20 protein-coding genes and 1 tRNA gene are annotated in these 21,925 nt (G+C 53.5%); 9 read left to right on the plus strand and 12 right to left on the minus strand.

Annotated features, from left to right (window positions below; translation table 11 throughout):
- The first annotated feature begins 102 nt into the window (after nt 1-102).
- The 3 genes from ACO0LH_RS02425 (at nt 103) to ACO0LH_RS02435 (ending at nt 1,351) form a co-directional block, all read left to right on the plus strand.
- On the plus strand, nt 103-750 hold the full coding sequence (locus ACO0LH_RS02425; RefSeq protein WP_422939453.1) for a hypothetical protein: 648 nt from the start codon (nt 103-105) through the stop codon (nt 748-750).
- 63 nt (nt 751-813) lie between these two features.
- Nucleotides 814-1,065 (plus strand): type II toxin-antitoxin system prevent-host-death family antitoxin, encoded by a 252-nt coding sequence (locus tag ACO0LH_RS02430; protein WP_422939454.1) that lies wholly within the window; start codon nt 814-816, stop codon nt 1,063-1,065.
- On the plus strand, nt 1,055-1,351 hold the full coding sequence (locus tag ACO0LH_RS02435) for a type II toxin-antitoxin system RelE family toxin (RefSeq protein WP_422939455.1): 297 nt from the start codon (nt 1,055-1,057) through the stop codon (nt 1,349-1,351). The genes ACO0LH_RS02430 and ACO0LH_RS02435 overlap by 11 nt, the downstream gene beginning before the upstream one ends.
- 48 nt (nt 1,352-1,399) lie before the next feature.
- Here the strand turns inward: ACO0LH_RS02435 and ACO0LH_RS02440 are convergent, their stop codons facing one another.
- Nucleotides 1,400-1,891 (minus strand): winged helix-turn-helix transcriptional regulator, encoded by a 492-nt coding sequence (locus ACO0LH_RS02440; RefSeq protein WP_422939456.1) that lies wholly within the window; start codon nt 1,889-1,891, stop codon nt 1,400-1,402.
- A gap of 141 nt (nt 1,892-2,032) precedes the next feature.
- Between ACO0LH_RS02440 and ACO0LH_RS02445 the strand changes: the two genes are divergently transcribed.
- Nucleotides 2,033-2,791 carry an SDR family oxidoreductase gene (locus ACO0LH_RS02445; protein WP_422939457.1) on the plus strand — a complete coding sequence of 253 codons (759 nt, stop codon included), beginning with the start codon at nt 2,033-2,035 and terminating at the stop codon, nt 2,789-2,791.
- 40 nt (nt 2,792-2,831) lie between these two features.
- The gene (locus tag ACO0LH_RS02450) at nt 2,832-3,026 is read left to right on the plus strand and encodes a hypothetical protein (protein WP_422939458.1); all 195 of its coding nucleotides are present in this window, start codon (nt 2,832-2,834) and stop codon (nt 3,024-3,026) included.
- A 28-nt stretch (nt 3,027-3,054) separates the two neighbouring features.
- Here ACO0LH_RS02450 and ACO0LH_RS02455 read toward each other — a convergent pair whose 3' ends face one another.
- Nucleotides 3,055-3,213 carry a hypothetical protein gene (locus tag ACO0LH_RS02455; RefSeq protein ID WP_422939459.1) on the minus strand — a complete coding sequence of 53 codons (159 nt, stop codon included), beginning with the start codon at nt 3,211-3,213 and terminating at the stop codon, nt 3,055-3,057.
- Between the two features lie 127 nt (nt 3,214-3,340).
- Between ACO0LH_RS02455 and ACO0LH_RS02460 the strand changes: the two genes are divergently transcribed.
- Entirely contained in the window at nt 3,341-4,075 is a 735-nt protein-coding gene (locus tag ACO0LH_RS02460) for a hypothetical protein (protein ID WP_422939460.1), read from the plus strand.
- Nucleotides 4,076-4,107: 32 nt separating this feature from the next.
- Nucleotides 4,108-5,868 carry a hypothetical protein gene (locus tag ACO0LH_RS02465; RefSeq protein WP_422939461.1) on the plus strand — a complete coding sequence of 587 codons (1,761 nt, stop codon included), beginning with the start codon at nt 4,108-4,110 and terminating at the stop codon, nt 5,866-5,868.
- Between the two features lie 242 nt (nt 5,869-6,110).
- On the opposite strand, the gene ACO0LH_RS02470 is transcribed toward ACO0LH_RS02465, so the two are convergent.
- The 7 genes from ACO0LH_RS02470 to ACO0LH_RS02500 all read right to left on the minus strand — a co-directional run bounded on the left by ACO0LH_RS02470 (nt 6,111) and on the right by ACO0LH_RS02500 (nt 14,881).
- The gene (locus tag ACO0LH_RS02470; protein ID WP_422939462.1) at nt 6,111-6,575 is read right to left on the minus strand and encodes a hypothetical protein; all 465 of its coding nucleotides are present in this window, start codon (nt 6,573-6,575) and stop codon (nt 6,111-6,113) included.
- Nucleotides 6,576-6,851: 276 nt separating this feature from the next.
- Entirely contained in the window at nt 6,852-7,499 is a 648-nt protein-coding gene (locus ACO0LH_RS02475; RefSeq protein WP_422939463.1) for a GNAT family N-acetyltransferase, read from the minus strand.
- A 75-nt stretch (nt 7,500-7,574) separates the two neighbouring features.
- Complete coding sequence (locus tag ACO0LH_RS02480; RefSeq protein WP_422939464.1) at nt 7,575-9,734, minus strand: DUF4157 domain-containing protein; 2,160 nt, start codon at nt 9,732-9,734, stop codon at nt 7,575-7,577.
- A gap of 87 nt (nt 9,735-9,821) precedes the next feature.
- The gene (locus ACO0LH_RS02485; RefSeq protein WP_422939465.1) at nt 9,822-12,260 is read right to left on the minus strand and encodes a DUF4157 domain-containing protein; all 2,439 of its coding nucleotides are present in this window, start codon (nt 12,258-12,260) and stop codon (nt 9,822-9,824) included.
- A gap of 554 nt (nt 12,261-12,814) precedes the next feature.
- Nucleotides 12,815-13,156: a hypothetical protein gene (locus ACO0LH_RS02490; protein ID WP_422939466.1), complete on the minus strand. Its 342-nt coding sequence runs from the start codon at nt 13,154-13,156 to the stop codon at nt 12,815-12,817.
- 236 nt (nt 13,157-13,392) lie between these two features.
- Complete coding sequence (locus ACO0LH_RS02495) at nt 13,393-14,301, minus strand: hypothetical protein (protein ID WP_422939467.1); 909 nt, start codon at nt 14,299-14,301, stop codon at nt 13,393-13,395.
- Between the two features lie 133 nt (nt 14,302-14,434).
- The gene (locus ACO0LH_RS02500; protein ID WP_422939468.1) at nt 14,435-14,881 is read right to left on the minus strand and encodes a hemerythrin domain-containing protein; all 447 of its coding nucleotides are present in this window, start codon (nt 14,879-14,881) and stop codon (nt 14,435-14,437) included.
- A 367-nt stretch (nt 14,882-15,248) separates the two neighbouring features.
- Here ACO0LH_RS02500 and ACO0LH_RS02505 point away from each other — a divergent pair, with 367 nt between their 5' ends.
- Both ACO0LH_RS02505 and ACO0LH_RS02510 read left to right on the plus strand, forming a co-directional pair.
- Nucleotides 15,249-15,695: a CHRD domain-containing protein gene (locus tag ACO0LH_RS02505; RefSeq protein WP_422939469.1), complete on the plus strand. Its 447-nt coding sequence runs from the start codon at nt 15,249-15,251 to the stop codon at nt 15,693-15,695.
- 350 nt (nt 15,696-16,045) lie between these two features.
- Nucleotides 16,046-19,309: a PAS domain S-box protein gene (locus ACO0LH_RS02510; RefSeq protein ID WP_422939470.1), complete on the plus strand. Its 3,264-nt coding sequence runs from the start codon at nt 16,046-16,048 to the stop codon at nt 19,307-19,309.
- Nucleotides 19,310-19,443: 134 nt separating this feature from the next.
- Here ACO0LH_RS02510 and ACO0LH_RS02515 read toward each other — a convergent pair whose 3' ends face one another.
- The 3 genes from ACO0LH_RS02515 to ACO0LH_RS02525 all read right to left on the minus strand — a co-directional run bounded on the left by ACO0LH_RS02515 (nt 19,444) and on the right by ACO0LH_RS02525 (nt 21,900).
- Entirely contained in the window at nt 19,444-20,976 is a 1,533-nt protein-coding gene (locus ACO0LH_RS02515) for a sensor domain-containing diguanylate cyclase (RefSeq protein WP_422939471.1), read from the minus strand.
- A gap of 266 nt (nt 20,977-21,242) precedes the next feature.
- A tRNA-Gly gene (locus ACO0LH_RS02520) sits at nt 21,243-21,316 on the minus strand.
- A 77-nt stretch (nt 21,317-21,393) separates the two neighbouring features.
- A complete protein-coding gene (locus ACO0LH_RS02525; RefSeq protein WP_422940554.1) occupies nt 21,394-21,900 on the minus strand; it encodes a tyrosine-type recombinase/integrase in 507 nt (168 codons plus the stop codon).
- Between the last annotated feature and the right edge of the window lie 25 nt (nt 21,901-21,925).

Genomic DNA, 21,925 nt, shown 5'->3' on the forward strand with positions numbered 1-21,925 from the left:
TTCAAACCGGGGGTTTGCCATGGTATTGATCTGCCACACCGTTTTATGCTGGCACAGCAGTCCCTGTGAAAACGATCAATGAATTTCGCTGAAAGGATGCGGATGCTATCCCCAAACAACACGCAGCCCCGCTGTGCTGGTCGAAGCAAGCTCGCACAGCGCGCATTGCCGGTGCGCCTGGCCTTGCTGGCAGGTATGGTGGCGTTGCAGGTGCTGCCACCAATTGCGCAGGCGACACCGTTGACAATGCGACTGGCAGCGCTGGACAGGGCCGAAAAAGCCACGGTAGTCATGGTGCCGACTATGTGGGCCTTTTACGCGCGTCTCGATGAAAAGGCGCTGAAAAAAGTCGGCTGCACCTTCGTGACGACAGACCGCACCCACATCGCCGCGCTAAAAACCCTGCTGGAACAGGCCAACCCCGACACACTGGACAGCCCTGTGCGGGCGCTGGACATACGCAATGCGGTGTTTTTCAATCTGCCGGGCGGCATGCAATCAAAATTTGTGTTCAGTATGGCGTATGGCAACAAAGACGCGCTGGATGGTATTTATCACGCTGTCGGGTCAGGTACCGGCGTGCCTGTGAAGGCTGACCGCGCCCTGATCGAGCAACTAAGTATCTGGACTACCCGACCAGGCGTCGAGCAAGTGGCGTCTGAAGTGACAAAGAGCGCCTGCGCTGATTTGCGTTCGAAACAGGCTCATACATCAGTCGCTGGAACGCATGCCAGCACTGGGTTGAAATAAGTTCCAATATATATTAGAAGTGCTATCATTAGACCTATTAAACGACCACTTAAAAGCCTGATCATGGAAACCATTCTCGCCCCTTCTTCAGTTGGCATTAGCGAATTGAAATCAAACCCGGCAGCGGTATTGGCCGCTTCTGGTGATCAGGCTGTTGCCATTTTAAACAGAAACAAACCAGTGGGTTACATTTTGACTGCTGCAGCCTGGGAAAAAATACACGAGCAGCTTGAAGACAAGGAAATCCTTGGACTGGCTAAATCAAGAATGGCTGATGGCAAAAAACCTGTCAGGGTAAGCCTGGATGACTTATAAGCTTGATTTTCACCCAGACGCGCTCAAAGAATGGCACAAGCTGGACGCGGCGATAAAAACGCAGTTCAAGAAGAAATTGCAAGAACGGTTGGAGCAACCTAAAGTCCTGAGAGCCTCAGTGATTGGGGGGAAGGACTTGTATAAAATCAAGCTCGCTGCTCAAGGCTATCGTCTTATTTATAAAGTGATTGACAGCACCATTGTGGTCTACGTTTTATCCGTGGGTAAACGCGAGGGCAATGCGGCTTATAAAATCGGACACAAACGTGACATGCAGGCACGATAAAACCTGGCTGAATTTCTATTTCCTATAAAGCGTTTTACTTGCGAGACGTTATTGATCCCCCTTCCCTTCAAACGCCTGCCGTGCCGCGGTGATGGTGTGCCTGTGTTCTTCTGCCCATAGCCAGACGCCGCAAAAGGCGGCGCCCAGGCTGAGGCCCAGGTCGGTCAGCGCGTATTCCACCTTGGGCGGGATGACGGGGTAGACGGTGCGCAGGACCAGGCCATCGGCTTCCATCTGGCGCAGGGTCTTGGTCAGCATCTTCTGGCTGACATCACCCATCAGTTCACCGATGCGGGTAAAGCGCAGGGTGCCGTGTTCAGACAAGACTTCGATGGCGACCATGGTCCATTTGTCGGCCACGCGGCTGATGATGTCGCGCACCAGGGCTTCCAGCTGCGGGTCACGGGCGGCGGTGTAATGCGGGTGGGCCAGCGGCTGGCCGGCCTGGTGCCTTGGCGTTGTTGTCGATGGTGTTGATGACGCTGTTAATGCTGGCGCCGCTCCTGGTGCAGCCGGGCTGTTCTTGCTGGGGCCGGACATTGACACTCTCCTTTTGGTAAGTACTGAACTTTCGGGTGCCTACTTCCCTTTGGTTCGTAATGATCTTACCATTGATGCCTGTTCATCTTCAATCCGTCTTCAACGCATCTCCCTCCATCTTCACGCTGAAAAGGACATCACATGGAAACCACTCTCCCCACCACTCCACAAGCAACAGGTGCAGCCATCGTGACCGGCGCATCAGGCGGCATCGGCCAGGGCATTGCCCTGAGGCTGGCGGCAGATGGTTATGCCGTGGTCGTGCATTACGCCGGCAATGCGGCCAAGGCCGAGCAGACCGTGGCCGCCATACAAGCCGCTGGTGGCAGGGCCATCGCGGTGGGTGCTGACATTGCCAAAGCCGCCGATGTCGACCATTTATTTGCTAAGGCCAAGGCGGCATTTGGCGATATTGCGGTGGTGGTCAACAGCGCCGCCATCATGCCGCTGGCACCGATACAAAAGGGCGATATGGAAGGCTTTGACAAGGTCATCGCCACCAACCTGCGCGGCACTTACCTGGTGATGAGCGCTGCGGCCAACCATGTCATCAACGGTGGTCGGATCATCGTGTTTTCCAGCAGCGTGCTGGGCAAGAATTTCCCGGCCTATGGCGCGTATATCGCTTCCAAGGCAGGTGTCGAGGGCCTGACGCGGGTACTGGCGAATGAACTGGGCGCACGCCAGATCTGCGTCAATGCCGTCGCCCCGGGGCCGGTGGCAACCGAGCTGTTTTTAAACGGCAAGACAGATGAGCAAATCGCCACCATCAGCAAGATGGCGCCACTGGGGCGGCTGGGTGAAGTGGATGATATCGCCGGTGTCGTCTCATTTTTGGCAGGCAGGGATGGCCGCTGGGTCAACGGGCAAGTGCTGCGCGTGAATGGCGGGTTTGCCTGATACTGCACGCTACCGGTGATGCCAGGACTCGTCCCTGTTGATGAATGCGTTCTGCAACCCGATGAAACCGGCTGATGTCATGGCCATGCATGCAAGGCTGGCTGCGTATGACTATGAGGATATTGTTGGCGTCACCTGGAAACGCCCTATCGTCTGCCAGGCCGGTGCTGCGACTGATGCATCTTTCACGTGGTATTTGCAGGCGGTCGCGGCGGGCTGCGGTCATCCGTTGTGATCCGCCACTGCCTTGTATAAAAACCTGTTCAAGCACCACGCTGATTTTTTGTTAAGACAAGAGCGAGGCCAGCGGGCGGGCTGTCACGCGCAGCCCCTGCCCTTGTCAACATCGCCAGCGCCATCAATGCCACGAATGCCACAGCGCCACCATCGTCATATCTGCATGACAAGAAAAGTTGCTTCAAAAAACTTCCCCATCGACCGCCATCGCCCCCAACATCAAGTATCATAGCCGCACATCCAGTGTGCATGTCAGCGTGTCAGAGATGCATCAAAATCGCAGCAAAAGCACCGCAGAAAGAGCAGCAGCCCATGAAGATTGTCAAACTTGCCCCGTTCCCGGCCCGATTTTCTGTTCGATTCTCTGCTCATTTTGCCACCCTGATGCTGACTCAGGTGCTGACTCTGTTGTTGAGCATGGCTCTGTCCCATAACAGCCAGGCGCAACCCACCCCGCCCTTTGGAAAAAAACTGCCTGCCACGGCACCGGCACTGCGTGATTTTGTTCCGCGCGGCTGGGCCGTGGAAAACCAGGTCAGCGGTGACCTCAATGGCGATGGCCAGGCCGATATTGCCGCTGTGGTGGTACAAAACAAGGGCGCAGGCGATGCCAGTGGCGATGACCGCCAGCGTGGCCTGATCGTCTTGCTGGCTAGCGGCAAGGCCTACAGTTTATTGGGCAGCAATGACAAGCTGCTGCAATGCCAGGGTTGCGGCGGCGTCAAGGACGGTGTCAACGTCACCATCAAAAACGGCGTGCTGGTGGTCAGCCAGTACAGCGGCTCACGTGAATATTCTATTTATACCTGGCGCTTCCGCCTTGACGCAAGCAGCCAGCGCCTGCAAATGATAGGCATTGATGAAGAAGAAACCGACAGCATGCTGGGCAAGGGTTCCACCGTCAGCACCAACCTGCTGACCGGTCAGCAAATCAGCGAAACCTATCAATATAACCAGAAGCAGGAACGCAATATCATCCTCACTTCCAAAAAAAGCAAGGTCGCCAAAACCCCCACCCTGTTTGAAGACGCGGTAGGTAATCAATAAGCCTGTGCAAGACCATCACCTGAAGACAGCGTATGACTGACAATCAACAAGGCAATATGCAGCATGCCACGACACCCAATGCAAATGGTCTTTTGCAAGAGCAGGTTGCGGCGCATCAGCTAGCTTATGACCCAGTGGCAAAGCGCATTGCAGCCAGCATCTTCAAGATGATGCAATATGAAGCGCCCGAATATGTAGCCGTTCTGCCCAATGCCTTCAAACACCTGGATTTGAAAACCTATGACCGCACCGCCCAGCAACTGGCGGCGTTTGGTTTCAGCAAATCCATCGATGCAGAATCATTGAGTTTCAAGCGCAGTTTCGGCAAGCGCGTGATGCTGCGTTTTGCGCTCATGGATGACGGCAACACCGTAGCCGCCATTTACCAGGTGCCGCCCAATGAAAAACCGCGCTTTGCCTGGCTCAAGAAACTTCTGGGCACGCTGCCTAAAATGCTGACCACGGTGGAATTTGAAACCCGCTTCGTCAATGGGCATGAAGTGCTGACCAATAACCTGACTGGCCGCAATGTCTTCAGTGCGCCGCCAGAAATTCATTCCACCCATTTTGCACCTGACGCCGCGCTGGATGATATCTGGCGCATCCACCAGCAATGCATCGTGCAGTTCATGCAAAAATACCCGGGTTGTGAAGTACGCAGCATTGATAATCTCGACGATATCGAACAGGCTGCCTTGCACACCAACCAGCTCAAGGCCAGCCACCGCCGCAAGTTTGGTGGCGCGACGCGCGATGAACTGATGGCCCTGACCAAGGAAAAATTTCCGTTTGTGGAAGCCGGTATCCGCTCCGAACTGGCACGGCTGATGGCCACGCAAGGCGATACAGCAGCAAACGCATCAACAACACCATCAGGCACCGCCGAAACACCCGTCCCCGCCTGGGCCAGTTTTTTCAGCACCGCTGATTATGCGCTCTTCACTGCCCTGGTCGTGACAGACTTTGCCCGTCGCGGCAAGGTCGCCAATATCAATGATGGTGTCGTCAGCACCGCTAGCAACGATGCCAACAGCAGCGACCAGCATGGCCTGCAAAACCTGGCCCAGCGCTGCCATCAGGAAAGACAAAGTGCTGCCTGGCCTGCCCTCATCGCCAGTCACTTTACCGCGACAGAAAATGCCAGGCAGAGCGCCACGCCAACCATTGATGCCGCCAGCGAATTTGCCAAGATTGCCAATGCGCTGACGATACGTCTTTACCCCGCCGATTATTACAGCAGCGTGCCTGCGGCCAGTGCCGCCATCAGCCGCAGCGACCTTGATGGCACCATCAGCGCCCTGGTCATCGACTTGCCTGAGGCCGTGCTGCCCGTCACCCGCGACATGAGCCGCGCCTGGGGCAAGACCGATGCCGAATTGTTTGCCCATGCGCTGCGTTGGCTAAAGCGCGACAAGAACATAGAAAGTGGTGCGCTGGAACTGGGCCAGGGCATTACGGTACGCCTGGTCGCCAGTGATGGTTTTTATGCCGCGTCGCAGGCGCTGAACCTGGAACAGCATCAGGGCATGATAGGCAGCCACGGCGCCCTGGTCTGCGTGCCACACCGCCATAGCCTGGTGGCCTACCCCATAGAAAACCGGGCCGTGGCCACGGCGGTGGAACGCCTGATACCTGCCGTCATCAATATGCATCACGAAGGCCCCGGTGCCATCAGCCCGCACCTGTATTTGTACCGTAACAAAAAATTCACCCGCCTGCCTGTACACACCGCCAGTCAGAGCATGGTGTCACCCGCCTTCGCTGCGTTTGTCGATAGTTTGCCAGCGGTGTGATGGGGATGGTGGCGGTAATCATCCGAAGATGCAGACCAAAAAACTCACCACAGAGACACTGAGGCACAGAGAAAGACAGAGAAAGGCACAGAGAAATTTCGGTACAGCAGGGAATTCTAGTGGTATGAGGTTCGCCTACGTAACGAAGGCTGCTTGCAGGCAGCCTTCGTTTTTTCTTATTTCTGTGGTGAGCCTTTGGGTCTTGAGACCGCTACTCAGTCACAACAAAGCGATGAAATCAATTATTTATCCATGTCCTTGAGCCATTCAATATGCGCTCTTTCAGCGGCGCTGATGGCGCGGTCTATGTGCATTCTTGCGCGGTCACGCAGGCCGCGCACTTCGGGATTATCTTCTTCGCTGGAAATGTCAGCGCGTGCCTTTTTCAGCGTCTCTATGGATTTCAACAGGCGGCTTCCATGTTCCTTGACGTCGACATTTTTGTAGTCGTTGATGTCCTTGCCGTCATCAACCGCTGCTCTCTTGATTTCAGAAATTGCCGCATCGATTTCGACGATACCCATGTCTTCGTTTGCATACACTCTTGTACTACCGGGTTGGTGATATAAAAACCAGCGGGCTGTACGTAAGTCTGTCAATGCATGGAGGTAGGCAGGGTGCTTGCCGGGCAATTGTTGCGCCATGGAAGAAAGAGGAACCAGTGCCACAAAAGCCAGGGACAGGGAGTATTTCAAGATTTTGTTCATTTTCGTTTCCTTTATAAAATGATGAATTCAGCTGGTACGCAATCATAGTCTTCAGATAGACAAGCATTAAAAACTCGTCTTGCATGCATTGAAGACAACGTGATTAAAACAAATGTGGTTGACGCTGTATCGGTAAGAACTGTAACAAAGTATGATCAAATTGCCCTGAGATCATGGTCATCGCGGTGCAGCGAGGGTGCCATTGATTTTGTGCAAGTACACAAAGCGATCTGTACCTGCACCATCCAGGCCATGCATGGCGTACCCTGCAAAATCTCAGGGGATATGCGCAGTCACATAGGGTGAGCATATCTGCCAGCCCAGCGTTGCATAGAGTGCCTGCCCGGCTGCCGTGGCGACCAGTACCTGCTTTGATGTGCTGCTTTGTCTGGTCGACCGTAATGCGCGCATCAAACAGGCACCCAGGCCACGGCGGCGGTGGTCGGCTTCGGTGACGATACGGTCGTAGATGAAGTAGCCATCAAGTTCAGCAGCATGACCACTGGCGGCCAGCTCACCAGCATCGGTGACGATGCGTGCATGGGTAGTGGTCGCCTCTGCGCTCAGTTGCAGGGTGTAGTCTGGTGGCAGCAGTGCGTCGCTGGCGTTGAAGCCCTCGCCTGTCATCAGATAGCGCAGGTCTTGCAATTGCCAGCGCGGCGGCAACAGGGCGCGCAGTTCCTGCTCAGTGCCGCACAGTTTTAAAAACACCAGCGGCGTGACGATGTCTTCGCCCAGCTGGCGCAAGCCTTCGCCTGCACTGGCAAATACATAGCGCTGCAATTCTTCTGGCAAGCCGGTGTCAACACGCAAGCCGCCATGGTCTGCAACCGGTGCTGGCAAGCCGCGTGCGTAGGAACGTGTGCGCAGCCAGCCGGCGAGCAGTTCGGGGGGAACAGATTGGGGTTTGTCTTCTGTGCTCATGCTCAATAAAAATAAAATTTCTGGAATCCGCTACTATCCACTACGCAGGCTTTGCAAGGGTTGAGGAAGTGACGACTAATCTCCAGAGTCCAAATCCATTCCCTGCACCTGACTGCCACCCTGGCCTTGACCACCACCGCCTTTGCCATCATTGCCGCCAAAATGAAAGACCGGTTTCACTTCGGGCCCATATTCTTCCTTGATGGTGTCCAGCCAGCGTATGAGTTCCCTGGCCTTGTCTATCCAGGCCACGCCAAAGTCAATGTCGTCATCAAAACGGGCCGCCAATATATGCCGCACCATGTGGCCAAGCATGAGGTCACGTCCATGTACGCCATGCATACGCTGCAACTCGCCATAGGCCGACTGCAATTGTTGATAGACTTCGAGCACCGCCTGGCGCAGTTGTGACTTGCGCACCTGCTCTTCTTTTTCGCGGTTGTCGGTTGCCTGTTGCCAGTCCTGGTTAAAACCTGTGAGGAAAGGCGTATGCTGATAGCTATGCAGTGACTGGCTGATCTGGCCGAACTGGTTGTTGTAGAGACTGGTATCGCGCTTTTCAATGTCAGGCTGGGCGGTCTCGTTGACATAGCTGCTGAAATGCCCAATCGATTGGCCACCTTTTCCGAAACCAAAATGGCCAGGATTGAAGCCCAGTTCATTCAGGCTGCTTTTCACGGTGTGGTTGATTTTATTGCCACCGAAATCGTCACCAAATTCTTCTTTTACTTTCTTTTTGATCACGCTCTGTTTCTTCGACTGGTTGCCGCCAGGGCCGGTAAACTGACCATCTTCTTCTTGCAATCCATGGAAAAATCCTTGCATGTCTACCTTCACCTGCTCTTTGGCCTGTTCCCTGTTTTGCATCTTGCTGCTGATCATCTGGCCTTCCTTGGAAAAAAAAGGATGGTCGCTGCTGGTGAACACATCGTCCCTTTCCAGCGAAGGGTAAAGAATTTCACAGACATAAGGGTGGGTAGACCAGCCAGAACCGGATTTCTTGCCGATATGGTTCAATTCAGCTTCGGTGGTGATGTCTTGCCAGGAGACGATATTTTTTGCGTCGTCACGGATTTCGATATCAGGGCGGGTTGCGCCGCTGGCCACTTGCAGGCGGACATTGAGGCCAAATTCCTGTGGATTTAACTGCTCACAGGCCAGTGTTTCTACCGCATAGCCAAAGCTGGCATGCAGGAAACTGACCTGGCCGTCGCTGCCCATCTCGTACTGGGCATTCGCGTTCTTGTACCAGTTACCCAGATAACCGTCATAAGTCTTGAACTGACGCCAGTCCAGTGCGATCGGGCGCACCCGTTTGACGATTTGCCAGACATGCTCGGCTATTTTTGCGGCATTGTCTATTTTGGTCTGGTCGACCACATCTGTGGCTTGGTTGCGGTGCGGATAGACATCACGCTGCACAGGGGCATCTGATGCGCCACCAGCCATGATCATGCTGGCAGAGGTGAACCCGGATGCTGCCGCCCCGCCCTGCGCCATCTGCTGCACCACCTGCGCACCATGATCCAGCGCCCTTGCGCCCATGACATCGGCTTCGCTTTCCAGCCCGCTGTCATCATTGATGGCGACGCCGGCCTTCATCTGCATGGTGGGTCGCACCCGCCCCTGCGCCTGTTGCACGACATGCCAGGCTTCATGCGGCAGGTGCTTCTCTTGCCCGGGGCCTATGTGGATGTCTGTACCTTGCGCATAGGCATGGGCATTGAGTTGCGCTGGCTGCGCCGAGTTGTAATGCACTTTGACCGCATCGAGGCTGACGCCTGACAGGCTTTCAACACCAGCCTTGAGCTGGTTGGGCAAGCCGGTATTATTGCGGGTGGTGATCGGTGTCTGCACAGGTGTTTTTGCAGGTGTTTGTGCAGCCTGCTCATTGACCGGCTTTGCCTGAATGGCAGGTGCGACTTCGCGCTTTTGTATGGACTCGGCGTCAGCACCGGCCTCAAACTTGCCTTGCAGTTCTTCGTCTCTGGCCTGCTGTAACACCGGCACAGACTGGCCATCCATCCTGGCCCTGACGGTCTGCAATTGCCGCGCCTGCGGGCTGTTGTCGGCAATCTGCTGGCGCTGTCTCTGTGCCTGCATGGCTGGCCGCTGGTCGCTGAAACCTGTGGGCTGTACCAGCCTTTGCGCCGTGGCAGGCCCGACCTGCGATGCCTGGGCAGTTCGCGGTGCAGGCTGCAGGCGTTCACGCTGTGCAGGGTGAGAAGATTTCATTGTCAGACCTTATCGAAATGCCTGTATGGATATGTATCCCAGCTTGCATTGTGACACAAACCCTGGCTGGCTGAGAGTGGCATGGTCTTAAAGACCCTCTTCTTCCTCTATATGGATGATGGAATCGTTGTCGTCTTCTTCGTTGCTGGACCCGGCATCTTCTTCCTCCATGTCATGACGCGTATCTTTCGATATTTTTATCTCTTCAACCTCGTCTTCGTTGTCACTGAAAGACTTGCCAACATTTTTCTTTCGCTTGGATTTCTCTGCCCGTTTGGTTTTCTTCTCGAATTCAGTCTTGTCCACTTTTCTTTTTAATTCGGACTGCTTGCGTTTTTCAATTTTTTTCTTCTTCTCAAGCTTCTTGGTTTTAAAAGAAAATTTCAGGGAAGGTGATTTCTTTTTTTCGTATTTATCTTCGTCTTCGCTGGAGTTTTCTTCCTCGTCTTTTTCAAAGATAAGATCGTCGAGAGAAAATTCGCTGGTTTTTTCCTCTTCTTTTTTTTCTTTTTTCTCTTCCTTCTTCTCTTCCTTCCTTTGCTCTTTCAGATCCAGTTTTTTATAGCCCAAGCCAGCCTTCCGGCCCATTCCGCTTTCGTCATTACCTTCGTTAAGCTCGTTCGACGCATTGAGCGAATATTTCCAGAAAGGGCTGCCCGTTATAGCAAACAATTCGGAAATGGTTTCGCCGTCGAATTCATATTTTTTCAGTTGTTCAACAGCGTACAACCAGCCTTGTATGGAATATTTGGCATCTGCCAGCATGGCACCAATGGCAATCACTTCTGATTTATGAAGCTTCCCCTTATATTCATTCAGCAAGACCTCAGCAAGCCGGGTATGGACTTTATCGAGCCCTTTCACCTTGGATAAATGTCCAGCCAGTTTGTCCCAGGTATGTTCGGTGGAACCGCCTTCCTGTCTGTAGACGTTTTTTTCATCCTCTTTCTCTGTCAGTGGAAAATAAAACAGGTCGCCATTACCTGTCGTATCGCGGTAAAGGCCGAGGCTTCCTCCAAGGTCGAATACAAATTTTGTGCTTGCACAACGTCCTTTGATGTTCAGTTCATCACCATAGGCACGGATATACATACCTGCCAGCGCGATAGAGGCGGTACAGTAGTAATCTTTCTGTTTACCTTCGCTGCCGATTTCTATCTTGGCAGATTTCTCCATCTTTTCGAGCAAGTCTTGTGGTGACGGGGCACCTTCTTTACTGCCAAAGGTAAAGGAATCTTGACGGCTGAGTTTTTTGCCCTTGCCGACATCCAGTGTAGACACATCCGTGACCAGGTCGGCGATCAGGTCTTCCGAAATACCCTTGTTGTCATCATCGTCTTCACTGTTCAGTTCTTCGCTTTTGTCGTGCTTGCTGTTTTTTTCTTTATCGCTTTCTTCGTCGCTTTCTTCCACATCGCTTTTTTCATTATCGTATTCCAGACCCTCATTCCATGCGTGAAACAGACCCTGTCTGTATTTTGGCGCGAGTTTGTTACTGGCCACCCATTGCTTTACCCATTCCCTGTCGATGTGGTCGTTGATATGTTCTTCGAGGGTAACAAGTTTCGGCTTCCTGTCTTTCTCCCTCGGAAAAGTAAGTTCCCATTTATGCAACCATGTGCCTTTTGGCTTGCAACCATCGAAGAGTTCGCTTTTCCTCAGTTCTTTGATGCCGTAAAACGCATCTCTATGCCTGTAGATATATGCACTTGCATCATTACGTGTCAGTTGCACGGGCATGCCTGCTTGCATTGCCAGTTGCCTGGCTTGTGACACTGCCGAACTGCTGGCAGACTGATTTGCTGCCTGGGTTGGCGACGATACTTTTACCTGCCCACCCGCCGCCAGCGCCCGTGCGCCCATGACATCGGCTTCGTTTTCCAGCCCGGCATCATCATTGATGGCGACGCCGGTCTTCATCTGCATGGTGGGGCGCACCCTGCCCTGTGCCTGTTGCACGACGTGCCAGGCTTCATGCGGCAGGTGTTGTTCCTGGCCGGGGCCGAGGTGGATGTTGTTGCCCTGGGCATAGGCATGGGCATGCAGTTGTGCTGGCTGGGCTGAGTTGTAGTGCACCCTGACTGCATCAAGACTGATGCCGGACAGGCTTTCTATGCCGGATTTAAGCTGGTGGGGCAAGCCCGTGCGACTGGCGCTGGCGCTGGCGTCAGGCTGCGCGCTGCCATGAAGCTTATGGCGGTTATTACTGATATTGCTGAGATTTTTGCGGGCATGGGCCTGCAAGATGCCTGCCCTGGCTTGCATCTGCAAGGCTGCCGGGCTGTTGTCCATACGGGTTTGCCACGCCTGTAACTGGAGTGCGCTGTCGCTTTGATCGGCAATGGCTTGCCAGCGGCCAGCCGCCTGCATGACAGGCCCCTGTACAGGGCGTTGATCGGCAAAGACCGCACCAGCACTGACGGGGCCAGTGACGGCAGCATGGGCCTGTGACACGGCCAATGGGCGAGTATCAGGGTGGCTTGCCTGTCTTTGCTCGCGTGTTTGCGCAGCCGCATGAGATTTCATCAGCACTTGCCCGGTTGCAGGTGTTCAGGTTTTGCGCAATGTTGCACGCAAAAACATGACTTGAGTCTATCAGTTTAACATGGTTATTTGGCAATTTATTTTTTGTGCGTGGTGTTTGCAACAAGGCTTGGAACAAGCTTGGAACAGGCTTTGACATAGCGGCTTGCAACAGCGCCGCAGATGATCTACCAGCGGAGAGGGGTTGTAGAGATGGGGAGCGTCGTGCCATGCCGTACTATGGTGAACGCTGGTGAACGATGGCGTAGTATTGAAAAATTGATCCACGCCACAGGTGCCAAACCAGCAGCGGCATGAAGCCGTGTTTTCACAGGCAGTTTTGAATGCAGGTTTCGAGCACGGCAGGCCACGGTTAGGCAGCAACCCCAAGATGATCAAGAAGGGCGAGAAGGAAACGCCCGCACGGCACAAGCGCACAGACAACTCTGTGGCTACATCATTCGCTCACGGTCGCCAACTGCCGCGGCCTTCACCTGAATAATAGGCATCTGTACCTGCACTGCGCCAGTTCGCATCAACGCAGCGGAGATATGCGCTCAATAATGCTGGGCGTTGGCACTCTCTTCATTGGCCGAGACGGTGCGGCGGCGATTTGATTTAAGCTGCAAATCAGTGATGCGGAAACTTTCGCGTTTATCACCCATCAATGCGCGCAATTCCTTGATGGAAAGGCCGCTGATTTCATGCATGCTGATCATGAGCGATGCGCCTATCGCCAGGCGATGATGACGCACTTTGCTGATCACGGGCGGCGCCACTTCCAGCAACTCTGCCAGGGCTGCATCGTTTTTCAGACGCAGGCGTTTGATCAGTGTGTCAAACAGGTGGTTAGGGTCATACTTGAATTTTTCAGTTTGCAGGTTTAATAAGTTAACCATTTCTATTCCTTTATAAATCTCTAAAACACGCGCCTTTTAGCAACCACGTAAGCTATCTGAGCCAGGTCGCAAAAAGAAACTATCGTACAAACAGCGCGATTAAAATAACTATGGGGATGGGTACACCTAATAACAAGAGCAAGATGGATCGCATGGCATTCTCCGGCAGGGTTCAACATCATTAAAAACAGCAAGTTCTCGCAGGTCTTACAGGTTTATTTCTAGCTTCCGACTTGTCAGGCTATATGCGCACCATCACGCTGACGACCGCCAAAGGTGGCAAAGAAGCTGGCGACAAAGGCACCGATGAGCAAGGCAACGAAAGTCCATAAGGCGGTATGGGCGGCAGTTTTACGTGCCTGGTCAGCCGCTGCTTTGGCCGCAGTTTGCGCATCGACGATGGCTTTATTCAGTTGCACATAAACGTTGTCCACGCGTTTTTCTGCATCAGCCTGGCTTAAGCCTGTGCGTCTGGCGACAATTTTCGACAGATATTCACGGTCTTCCGTGGGCATTTTTCCGACGGCCAAATCGTTGGCCAGAATTTTGCTGACTTCATTACGGGCGGCGTTGCTGTTGATGGCCGGGCTGCCCAGCGCGACCAGATCTGAACGCAATACCATGTCAGAAAAATAGTCGATGGCCTTGTCTTTGGATGGGGCAGTTGTAGTTACCGCACCAGACGCCGCGGTCGCACCTGCAACGAGGGCAGCATCTGTCGCCACATCGCCCGCCGCTGAAATGATGCTATGCATGACACCGGTCAGCAAGGCGGCTGTGAGCAAAGACGATACGGCCCAGGCCAGCAGGCCATGCGCGGTGTCACGGAAATACACTTCGTGCGTATGCAGGTCAGTCCAGCGGTCACGCAGGCGACCAGCAATATAGCCACCCAGGCCCGATGCCGCCAACTGGGTGAACGCCAGCCAGGCCAGCGTCGATGCGCCAATCACGGCGGTGTTGTAGGTCCATGGTGAGACGGCAGACAAGCCCAGGCCCACACCGAGTATCAGCAAGATCATGGACAAGGCGGCGGCAGCAGCCGCACCGGCCAGCACCGCGCCCCATGACACGCCGGAAGAAGCGGTGCGGGGTGTGATGCTAAACGGCGATACGGCGTCTACTTCCAGGGTTTGCGCATTCATGATTTTCTCATTTCTATATATCTTCACATTTTGTCTTCACGCTTAGCGGGCTTGTAATTAATAAAATTCACAAGATTCACAAAATCAGCAAGGCAAACCGCGCCAGGTAGCCGGGAAGACTTCAGTAAAATGTTCAGTGCAGTAATTCTCTGCGGGCACGCATTTCTTCACCCAGCGCCAGCAGATCTATCTTGCTTCTACGCAGCTTGGGAAACATTTCATCTTCGACTTCGCTGACATGCAGGGTAATTTCTTCTTCCAGTACCTTGACGACGGGGTCATACAAATCATCATCCGGGTTCATGCACTGGATTTGCCAGATCAGGTCACGCACGGTGGCGATTTCGATTTCCACTTCATCCATCAGGTTCTTGTCCTTGATGATTTCTGTGACGGCTGGGTAAAAGGTTTTTTCTTCCATCTGCACATGCTGTATCAGCACCTGGCAGATCGCATCGGTAATCATTTTCTTGTTGTCGGCGGTACGGTCGCCGAGATTGTCATAAGCACGAAACAGCGCCTTCAGTTCTTCATGATCACGTTCCAGGATATTAATTGCATCGTCATGTCTGGCGTTCATAATGTTTCCTTTATGTAAATCATTTATTCTATGTAAGAAAGACTAAATAAAACTTGCAAGCTTGTATGTACGATATCTAACACAGGCAGATAAAAGAATTGGAGAAGCTATTTTTTCTATTTTTCTATTTTTTCTATTCTTTATCTCTTTGCTACCATGGGTGCTGACTTGTGCATCTTGCACACCATCTGCAAATTCAGGATTTCTCTGTTTTTTACGCCATCTGTGCGTTATTCAACGGACGTACGCAGATGAAACCTTCACAATCATCAAGCTTTTGCATTTAATTTATAAAATAAGAACTTAGAACAGTTAAAAACCATCTCTACCATATCGCAAGACACCGACACATAGCGAGGTCAGTATCATGTTGAAACAATTTTCTCAAAAGCAAGCAGGCAAGCTCAGGGCTGGCCTGCTGACTGCAGCCATTGCGTTAACCTTCAGTGCGAGCGCTGTTGCGCAGACAGGTGTAAGCAGTGTCAGCTTGAGTGGCGATGCCGAAACCCCGGCGGTGACCACACTGGCCAGGGGCACGGGCAGTGTCTCGGTTACGGAAGATAAAAAAATCAGCGGCACCATCAATACCACCGGCCTGGTGGCGACCGTCGCCCATATCCACATGGGTGCCGAAGGTGTCAAAGGCCCGCCCATCATCAACCTGGTCAAGACGCCGGATGGCAGCTGGATAGTGCCAGGTGGCGCGGTACTGACGGATGAACAATACGAAGCTTACAAGGCAGGCAATTTGTATATCAATGTCCATACTGCACAAAATATGGATGGTGAGATACGTGGGCAACTGAAGCCCTGAAGCAGACGGAGAGCGGGCACAGGTAAAAGTGAGCAAGCGCACCGGGTTTGTGCAAGCCTGGCAATACTGCGCCAGTGGCAAAAACGCCTGTGTTGTCGCCCCTGCCGCATCGTCTGCACGCAGGCGCCAGCCTGACATGGGTTTGATCACGCGGCCATTAATGCAGATGGCGCCAGAAGCTGCGCAGCCTGCTTCGCTGACCTATCGTGTTTTATCCTGTTATTGCATGCTCACCGGTAGAATGAGCACTGTTCATTTTGCCGTATTTTGTGCTTTAATGACCCGCTCGCGCGTGGCCACCGATGTCGCCTGCGCCGGCGCAACAAACTATCATTTTCTACGTTATCAACATGAATCCAACCCTGACCGAGCGAGCCCATCAACCTTTTTTGAACGATACCGGCGATATCGGCAAGCTGGTAGAAGCTTACGACTGGGGCAGCACCCCTTTGGGTGAAATCAGCTACTGGTCTGCCGGCGTCAAGGCGGTGGTGGCGATGATGTTGCGCTCCCCCATGCCGATGGTGATGCTGATGGGTGTGGAAGGCGTCATGATCTATAACGAGGGGTACGCCACATTTGCGGGCCCACGCCACCCGCAATTGCTGGGCATGACCGCAGGCGAAGGCTGGCCAGAAGTGGCTGAATTCAATGCCATGATTATCCGCCGGGTGTTTGCCGGTGAAAGAATCAGTTATACCGACCAGGAATTTTCGCTGAACAGGAAGGGTACGCTGGAACAGGTATTTTTGAACCTGGATTATTCAGCCGTTTCAGACGAGCACGGCGTTACCGTCGCGGTGCTGGTGACGGTGGTTGAAACAACCGCCAAGGTCAAAGCCGACCGTTGGATGGCAGGCGAACGCCAGCGGCTTCAGGCCATGTTTGAGCAAACCCCGGGCTTTACCGCCATGCTGACTGGCCCGCAGCATGTGTTTGCGCTGACTAATCGTGCCTATTCCACATTGGTCAACAACCGCGAGGTATTGGGTAAATCCGTTAAGGAAGCGATACCCGAAGCTGCAGACCAGGGTTTTGTCGACCTGCTAGACAAGCTGTATGCCACAGGCGAGATTTTTGAAGGGACGGCCATCCCCTTTGTCATCGCCGACAGCCAGGGAAACACGAACAAGCGCTTTCTCGATTTTGTCTACCAGCCGCTGAAAAATGATGCCGGTGAAGTGTTCGGCATCTTTGTGCAGGGCTTTGATGTGACCGACCGTGTGGTGGCTGAAAAAGCCATGGTCGAAAGCGAAGCCCTGTTCCGCACGCTGGCGCAGGCGGTACCCAACCAGGTGTGGATAGCAGCACCAGATGGCCTGTTGTACTGGTTTAATGACCGCGTATATGACTACAGCGGTGCCAGGCCAGGTGAACTGGATGGCGAAAAATGGGCTACCCTGCTGCACCCTGATGAATTGGCCGAGGTAGCAGCGACCTGGACGGCTGCTGTCACATCTGGCGAAATCTATCAGACCGAATTCCGTATCCGCCAGCATGATGGCAATTACCACTGGCACCTGGTCAGGGCCTTGCCCATCCGCGATGAAAAAGGTGAAATTTTACGCTGGATAGGCACCAACACCGATATCCATGACCAGAAAAGCGCCTCACAGGTACTGACCCATGAAAACCTCAGCCTGACCCAGCAAATCAGCCAGCGTACGGAAGAACGTGACCGCATGTGGCGGCTGGCAACCGATATCATGGTGGTGGCCGATATCGACGGCAATATCACCTCGGTCAACCCGGCCTTCAGCACGCTGCTGGGCTGGAAAGAAGGCGAGGTAACAGGTGTACCCTTCGTCAGTCTCATTCACCCTGATGAGCAGCAGCGCGCTGGCGGCAAATTATTTGCCTCGTCTGATGGCAATAATACCTTCAAGTTTGAAAAGCGTGTGCGCCGTGCTGATGGGGCTTATAGCCTGGTCTCGTGGACAGGTGCGCGCGATGCCGGCCTGTTCCACGCCGTTGGCCGCGATGTGACTGCAGAACGTGCCGCCGCTGCGGCCATGAAACGCACTGAACAGGCGCTGATACAGTCACAAAAAATGGATACCATCGGCAAACTGACCGGTGGTGTCGCGCATGATTTCAACAATCTGCTGCAAGTCATTTCAGGCAACCTGCAACTACTGACACCCGAAGTGAGGGACAACCCGCGTGCGCTGCGCAAGATCAACAATGCCCTCGACGGTGTGTCACGCGGTGCGAAGCTGGCCAGTTACCTGCTGGCCTTTGGCCGCCGCCAGGCACTGGAACCCAAGGTGGTCAAAGTCAGCCGTTATATAGTCGCGATGGAAGACATGCTGCGCCGCAGTCTCGGTGAAGCCATCGATATAGAAATGGTCGCCTCTGGCGGGCTGTGGAATTGCCTGGTCGACGTACCGCAACTGGAAAACGCCATCCTCAACCTGTGTATCAATGCGCGTGACGCGATGGAAGCCAACGGCAAACTGACCATAGAAATGGGCAATGTCGCCCTGGATGATGACTACGCCGCCAACCACTTCGAAGTGGAACGCGGCCAGTACATCATGATCGCCGTCAGCGACACCGGCAGCGGCATGACGCCTGAAGTGATCGCCCAGGCATTTGAGCCCTTCTTCTCTACCAAGCCCGAAGGCAAAGGTACCGGGCTGGGCCTGTCGATGGTGTATGGCTTTGTCAAACAATCAGGCGGCCACGTCAAGATCTACAGCGAAGTGGGTCTTGGCACTACCGTCAAACTATACCTGCCAAGATCGATGGCGGCAGAAGAAATGCCGACCATACTCGACAGCCGTGAGGTGGTCGGCGGTGAAGAAACCATCCTCGTTGTAGAAGATGATGTCGGCGTGCGCAAAATCGTCGTGGAAATGCTGGGCGGCCTTGGTTACCGCGTCTTGCAGGCTGGTGAAGCCGAAGGTGCACTGGCCATCGTGCAAAGCGGCCTGGCCATCGACCTGTTGTTTACCGACGTCGTCATGCCCGGCCCCCTGCGCAGCCCCGACCTGGCACGCGAAGCACGCGGCTGCCTGCCTGACCTGGCTGTTCTGTTCACTTCGGGCTATACCGAAAACGCCATCGTCCACGGCGGCCGCCTCGATGCCGGGGTTGAGCTGCTTGGCAAACCCTATACTCGCGCCGCGCTGGCACAAAAAATCCGCCATGTGCTGGGCAACCAGAAGCAGCGCAAGCAAACCGCCGCGATGGAAATAAAGAAGGCTGCGCCAGTCAACCCGGCCAACGCAGCCAGCCAGAGCATTATTAAGCCTGAACCCGCACCGCCACGCGCATTGCATATCTTGCTGGTGGAAGACGACGATATCATCCGCGCCAACACGACTGAATTGCTGTCTCTGCTGGGCCACCGTGTCAGCCACACCAGCCATGCCGAACAGGCGCTGAAGATACTGTCATCAGAAGATATCAATGTCCTCATCGCCGACATACAGCTACCCGGCATGTCTGGCGAAACCCTGGCCAACCAGGCCCGCGCCAGCCTGCCAGAACTGCATGTCGTTTTCGCCTCGGGCCAGCCACAGCAAACCCGCTTGCCCGGCGCAGTCAGCCTCATCAAGCCCTACGATATCGCAGCGCTGGTGCAGGCGATTGAAGGGGCTGGCAGATAAACATTGTCTGGATGAAGTCAGCTTACCCAGGAGCGATTCGCGCAGCGCCAGCTGGGCTGGGCTGAACTCAGCGTCAAACTATCAGCGGCGATCTTCAAAACCGTATCTGGTTTGCTTCGGCTTGCCCGACTGAACTAGCTGGTGCCTGGTAGCAGATTGGGGTTACGGCAAACACGGTCACGTCCGCTCTTTTTGGCAGCATAGAGCGCAGTGTCTGCCGCTTCGATCAGTGCCACCGGGTTATGCAAGTTCTTTACGGGGATGATGGCTTCCACCCCAGCACTGACGGTCACAATGCCAGTCTCGTTACCCGCGTGTGAGATCGCTAAATGGTGAATGGCCTGACGTATTTTTTCAGCGATCAGGATGGCACCTTCGACATCAGTGGTCGGAAGAATCACTGCCAGTTCTTCACCACCATACCGGGCCGTCAGATCGCCAGCACGATTCTGGCAAGATTTGACGGCCTGGCTGATTTTTCTCAGGCATTCATCCCCAGCCGCATGGCCGTAAAGATCGTTATATTGTTTGAAGTGGTCAACATCAATCAGGATGAGTGCCAGTGAACTGGCATTTCGAATCGCCCTGCTGAATTCTTCTTCCAGGGTGATATCGAAATTACGCCGATTGGCAAGCTCAGTCAGCGCATCCTGAAGCGACAGGCGCTCAAGTGTCTTATTGAGATCAATCATTGCATCTCGCGTCTGTATCAGTTCGGTTTCAGCACTAAAGCGCAACTTCATCTGCGCAATCAGATAAAAGCCGACAGAGCCGAGTATGATCACAAGCAAGCCGACACCCGCTGAGTGCCAATAAGTATCCGTCCGCCAGTCGGCAAGAACTTCATCTTCAGAGACGGCCGCAGAAACGAACAGGGGGTAAGAATCAAGACGATGAAAACTGTTGATCCGTCTGACCCCGTCCTGGGCTGATTTTACGGTGAACGTCCCTGCTGGCTTTAACGCACTTTCTTTAAACACCGTTGTTGATTTCATGTCCCTGCCGATAGAGTCAGGCAATAGCGGGCGACGCGTCACCAGGGTGCCGCTGTTTAAGGACAGTATGATGGCTCCCGCCTTGCCGATATCAAAGCTGTCATAAAATTTATTGAAGTAGCCAATATCGATAGATGCCAGCGCAACACCTGCAAAACTTCCGTCGGCATGATTGATTCTGCGTGACAAGGTAATCACCCATACGCCACTGGAACGACTGCGTATCGGCGCGCCTATATAGGTATCGTCGCCCTGGTGAGTCCGGTGATAAATGAAATAATCGCGATCTGCATTGCTGGCATGCGCTGGCATCGTCGGCAAGGAATTGACTAACCACCCGCCGTTTTCGTCGACAAAAAACAAGCCTTTGATCTGCGGCAGTTTGGCCGTTTTGGCGACCAGTAATTTATGCAGACGTTCCAAAGCGGCAGGGCTGGTACCGTCAGCCTGGATTCTTTCATCTGTGCCCAACAGGGCAGCATCAGCAGCCCTGATCGTATCGTCTGCATGTTGCGCTATTGCGCGCGCCATATTGGCAGTGGACACCTCCATCTCACGCACTTGATTTTCTCTTGCTGTCCAGCTACGCCAGCCATCCATGCATATCAGTGACACGCAAACAAAAACAACAAATCCCATCGCCAGCCACTTGAGGGATCTCTTTCTCGGCATCGGGCTTGCCTGCGGAATCGAAGTCACTTGATTGTTCATAAATTGTCAGAATGGATGCCGTATATTCTACCACTGCGCTTACCACAGTTATTGCTATGGATCAATCATTGCAGACGCCAATACCACAGTACGCTTGCCATTCGACCAACACCCGGAAACGGCTTGCTTCACTGTGTGGGAAGCATTTCCTGGGGGTTACCATCAGTTTTTTCCGGGAATTGTGGAGCGCGGAAACCAAATAAAATAAGTCAGATCAATGATTTTATTGGAGCGGGTGAAGGGAATCGAACCCTCGTATGAAGCTTGGGAAGCTGCCGTTCTACCATTAAACTACACCCGCGATAGCTTTATTCTACGGGGGTTTTGATAGATTTAGCAATCCCCGTCTTTCACGCAATTATTACAACTTTCCCGCAATTATCGGGTAGGCACTACTATTTTACCTCTACGCATATAATGTCTGCGAGTGGTTTTGACGTCATCATGACCGAGCAAATCGGCGGCCTTCTGTTCGCCCAACATATCGGATGTATCATCGGCCGCTTTTGCACGCAGATCATAAAACCAAAAGTTGATGATGTCGCTTTCAAGTTCTGGATTTTCAACGATGGCCAAGTCCCTTGCATCGTGAAAATGATTTCGCAGCACCGCTTGTGTCATTCCCTTGCCGTGTGTGTTTACGAGTAAAGCACCGCTTACGATAGCGTATTCATCTTTACGGCGATATATCCTGTCAATCACCTCTTTTAATTGCCCCTGAATAACAACCCGCAAGGGTTGTTTGCTCTTTGCTTGCTTAATGATCAGATGTCCAGAAACAATGTCGTTCTCCATCATAGATAAGGCGTCTGCTGGGCGCTGGCCGGTCAGATAAGCTAATTCCATTGCATCCTTTAGTGGCTCGCTGGCATGCTTATAGACCAGGTTAACAGGTCGTCAGAGATATAAA

Origin of the sequence: Undibacterium sp. TJN19 (genome assembly GCF_049339485.1) — a bacterium.
In the GTDB taxonomy this organism is placed as follows: Bacteria; Pseudomonadota; Gammaproteobacteria; order Burkholderiales; family Burkholderiaceae_D; genus Undibacterium.

Excerpts from the sequence above, each read along its gene's own strand:
- ACO0LH_RS02440 (WP_422939456.1), bottom strand. The coding sequence starts at position 1,891 with ATGTCCGGCCCCAGCAAGAACAGCCCGGCTGCACCAGGAGCGGCGCCA.
- ACO0LH_RS02480 (WP_422939464.1), bottom strand. The coding sequence starts at position 9,734 with ATGAAATCTTCTCACCCTGCACAGCGTGAACGCCTGCAGCCTGCACCG.
- ACO0LH_RS02490 (WP_422939466.1), bottom strand. The coding sequence starts at position 13,156 with ATGGTTAACTTATTAAACCTGCAAACTGAAAAATTCAAGTATGACCCT.
- ACO0LH_RS02485 (WP_422939465.1), bottom strand. The coding sequence starts at position 12,260 with ATGAAATCTCATGCGGCTGCGCAAACACGCGAGCAAAGACAGGCAAGC.
- ACO0LH_RS02515 (WP_422939471.1), bottom strand. The coding sequence starts at position 20,976 with ATGCCGAGAAAGAGATCCCTCAAGTGGCTGGCGATGGGATTTGTTGTT.
- ACO0LH_RS02465 (WP_422939461.1), top strand. The coding sequence starts at position 4,108 with ATGACTGACAATCAACAAGGCAATATGCAGCATGCCACGACACCCAAT.
- ACO0LH_RS02430 (WP_422939454.1), top strand. The coding sequence starts at position 814 with ATGGAAACCATTCTCGCCCCTTCTTCAGTTGGCATTAGCGAATTGAAA.
- ACO0LH_RS02425 (WP_422939453.1), top strand. The coding sequence starts at position 103 with ATGCTATCCCCAAACAACACGCAGCCCCGCTGTGCTGGTCGAAGCAAG.
- ACO0LH_RS02510 (WP_422939470.1), top strand. The coding sequence starts at position 16,046 with ATGAATCCAACCCTGACCGAGCGAGCCCATCAACCTTTTTTGAACGAT.
- ACO0LH_RS02460 (WP_422939460.1), top strand. The coding sequence starts at position 3,341 with ATGAAGATTGTCAAACTTGCCCCGTTCCCGGCCCGATTTTCTGTTCGA.
- ACO0LH_RS02435 (WP_422939455.1), top strand. The coding sequence starts at position 1,055 with ATGACTTATAAGCTTGATTTTCACCCAGACGCGCTCAAAGAATGGCAC.
- ACO0LH_RS02445 (WP_422939457.1), top strand. The coding sequence starts at position 2,033 with ATGGAAACCACTCTCCCCACCACTCCACAAGCAACAGGTGCAGCCATC.
- ACO0LH_RS02470 (WP_422939462.1), bottom strand. The coding sequence starts at position 6,575 with ATGAACAAAATCTTGAAATACTCCCTGTCCCTGGCTTTTGTGGCACTG.
- ACO0LH_RS02505 (WP_422939469.1), top strand. The coding sequence starts at position 15,249 with ATGTTGAAACAATTTTCTCAAAAGCAAGCAGGCAAGCTCAGGGCTGGC.
- ACO0LH_RS02500 (WP_422939468.1), bottom strand. The coding sequence starts at position 14,881 with ATGAACGCCAGACATGACGATGCAATTAATATCCTGGAACGTGATCAT.
- ACO0LH_RS02475 (WP_422939463.1), bottom strand. The coding sequence starts at position 7,499 with ATGAGCACAGAAGACAAACCCCAATCTGTTCCCCCCGAACTGCTCGCC.
- ACO0LH_RS02495 (WP_422939467.1), bottom strand. The coding sequence starts at position 14,301 with ATGAATGCGCAAACCCTGGAAGTAGACGCCGTATCGCCGTTTAGCATC.
- ACO0LH_RS02450 (WP_422939458.1), top strand. The coding sequence starts at position 2,832 with ATGAATGCGTTCTGCAACCCGATGAAACCGGCTGATGTCATGGCCATG.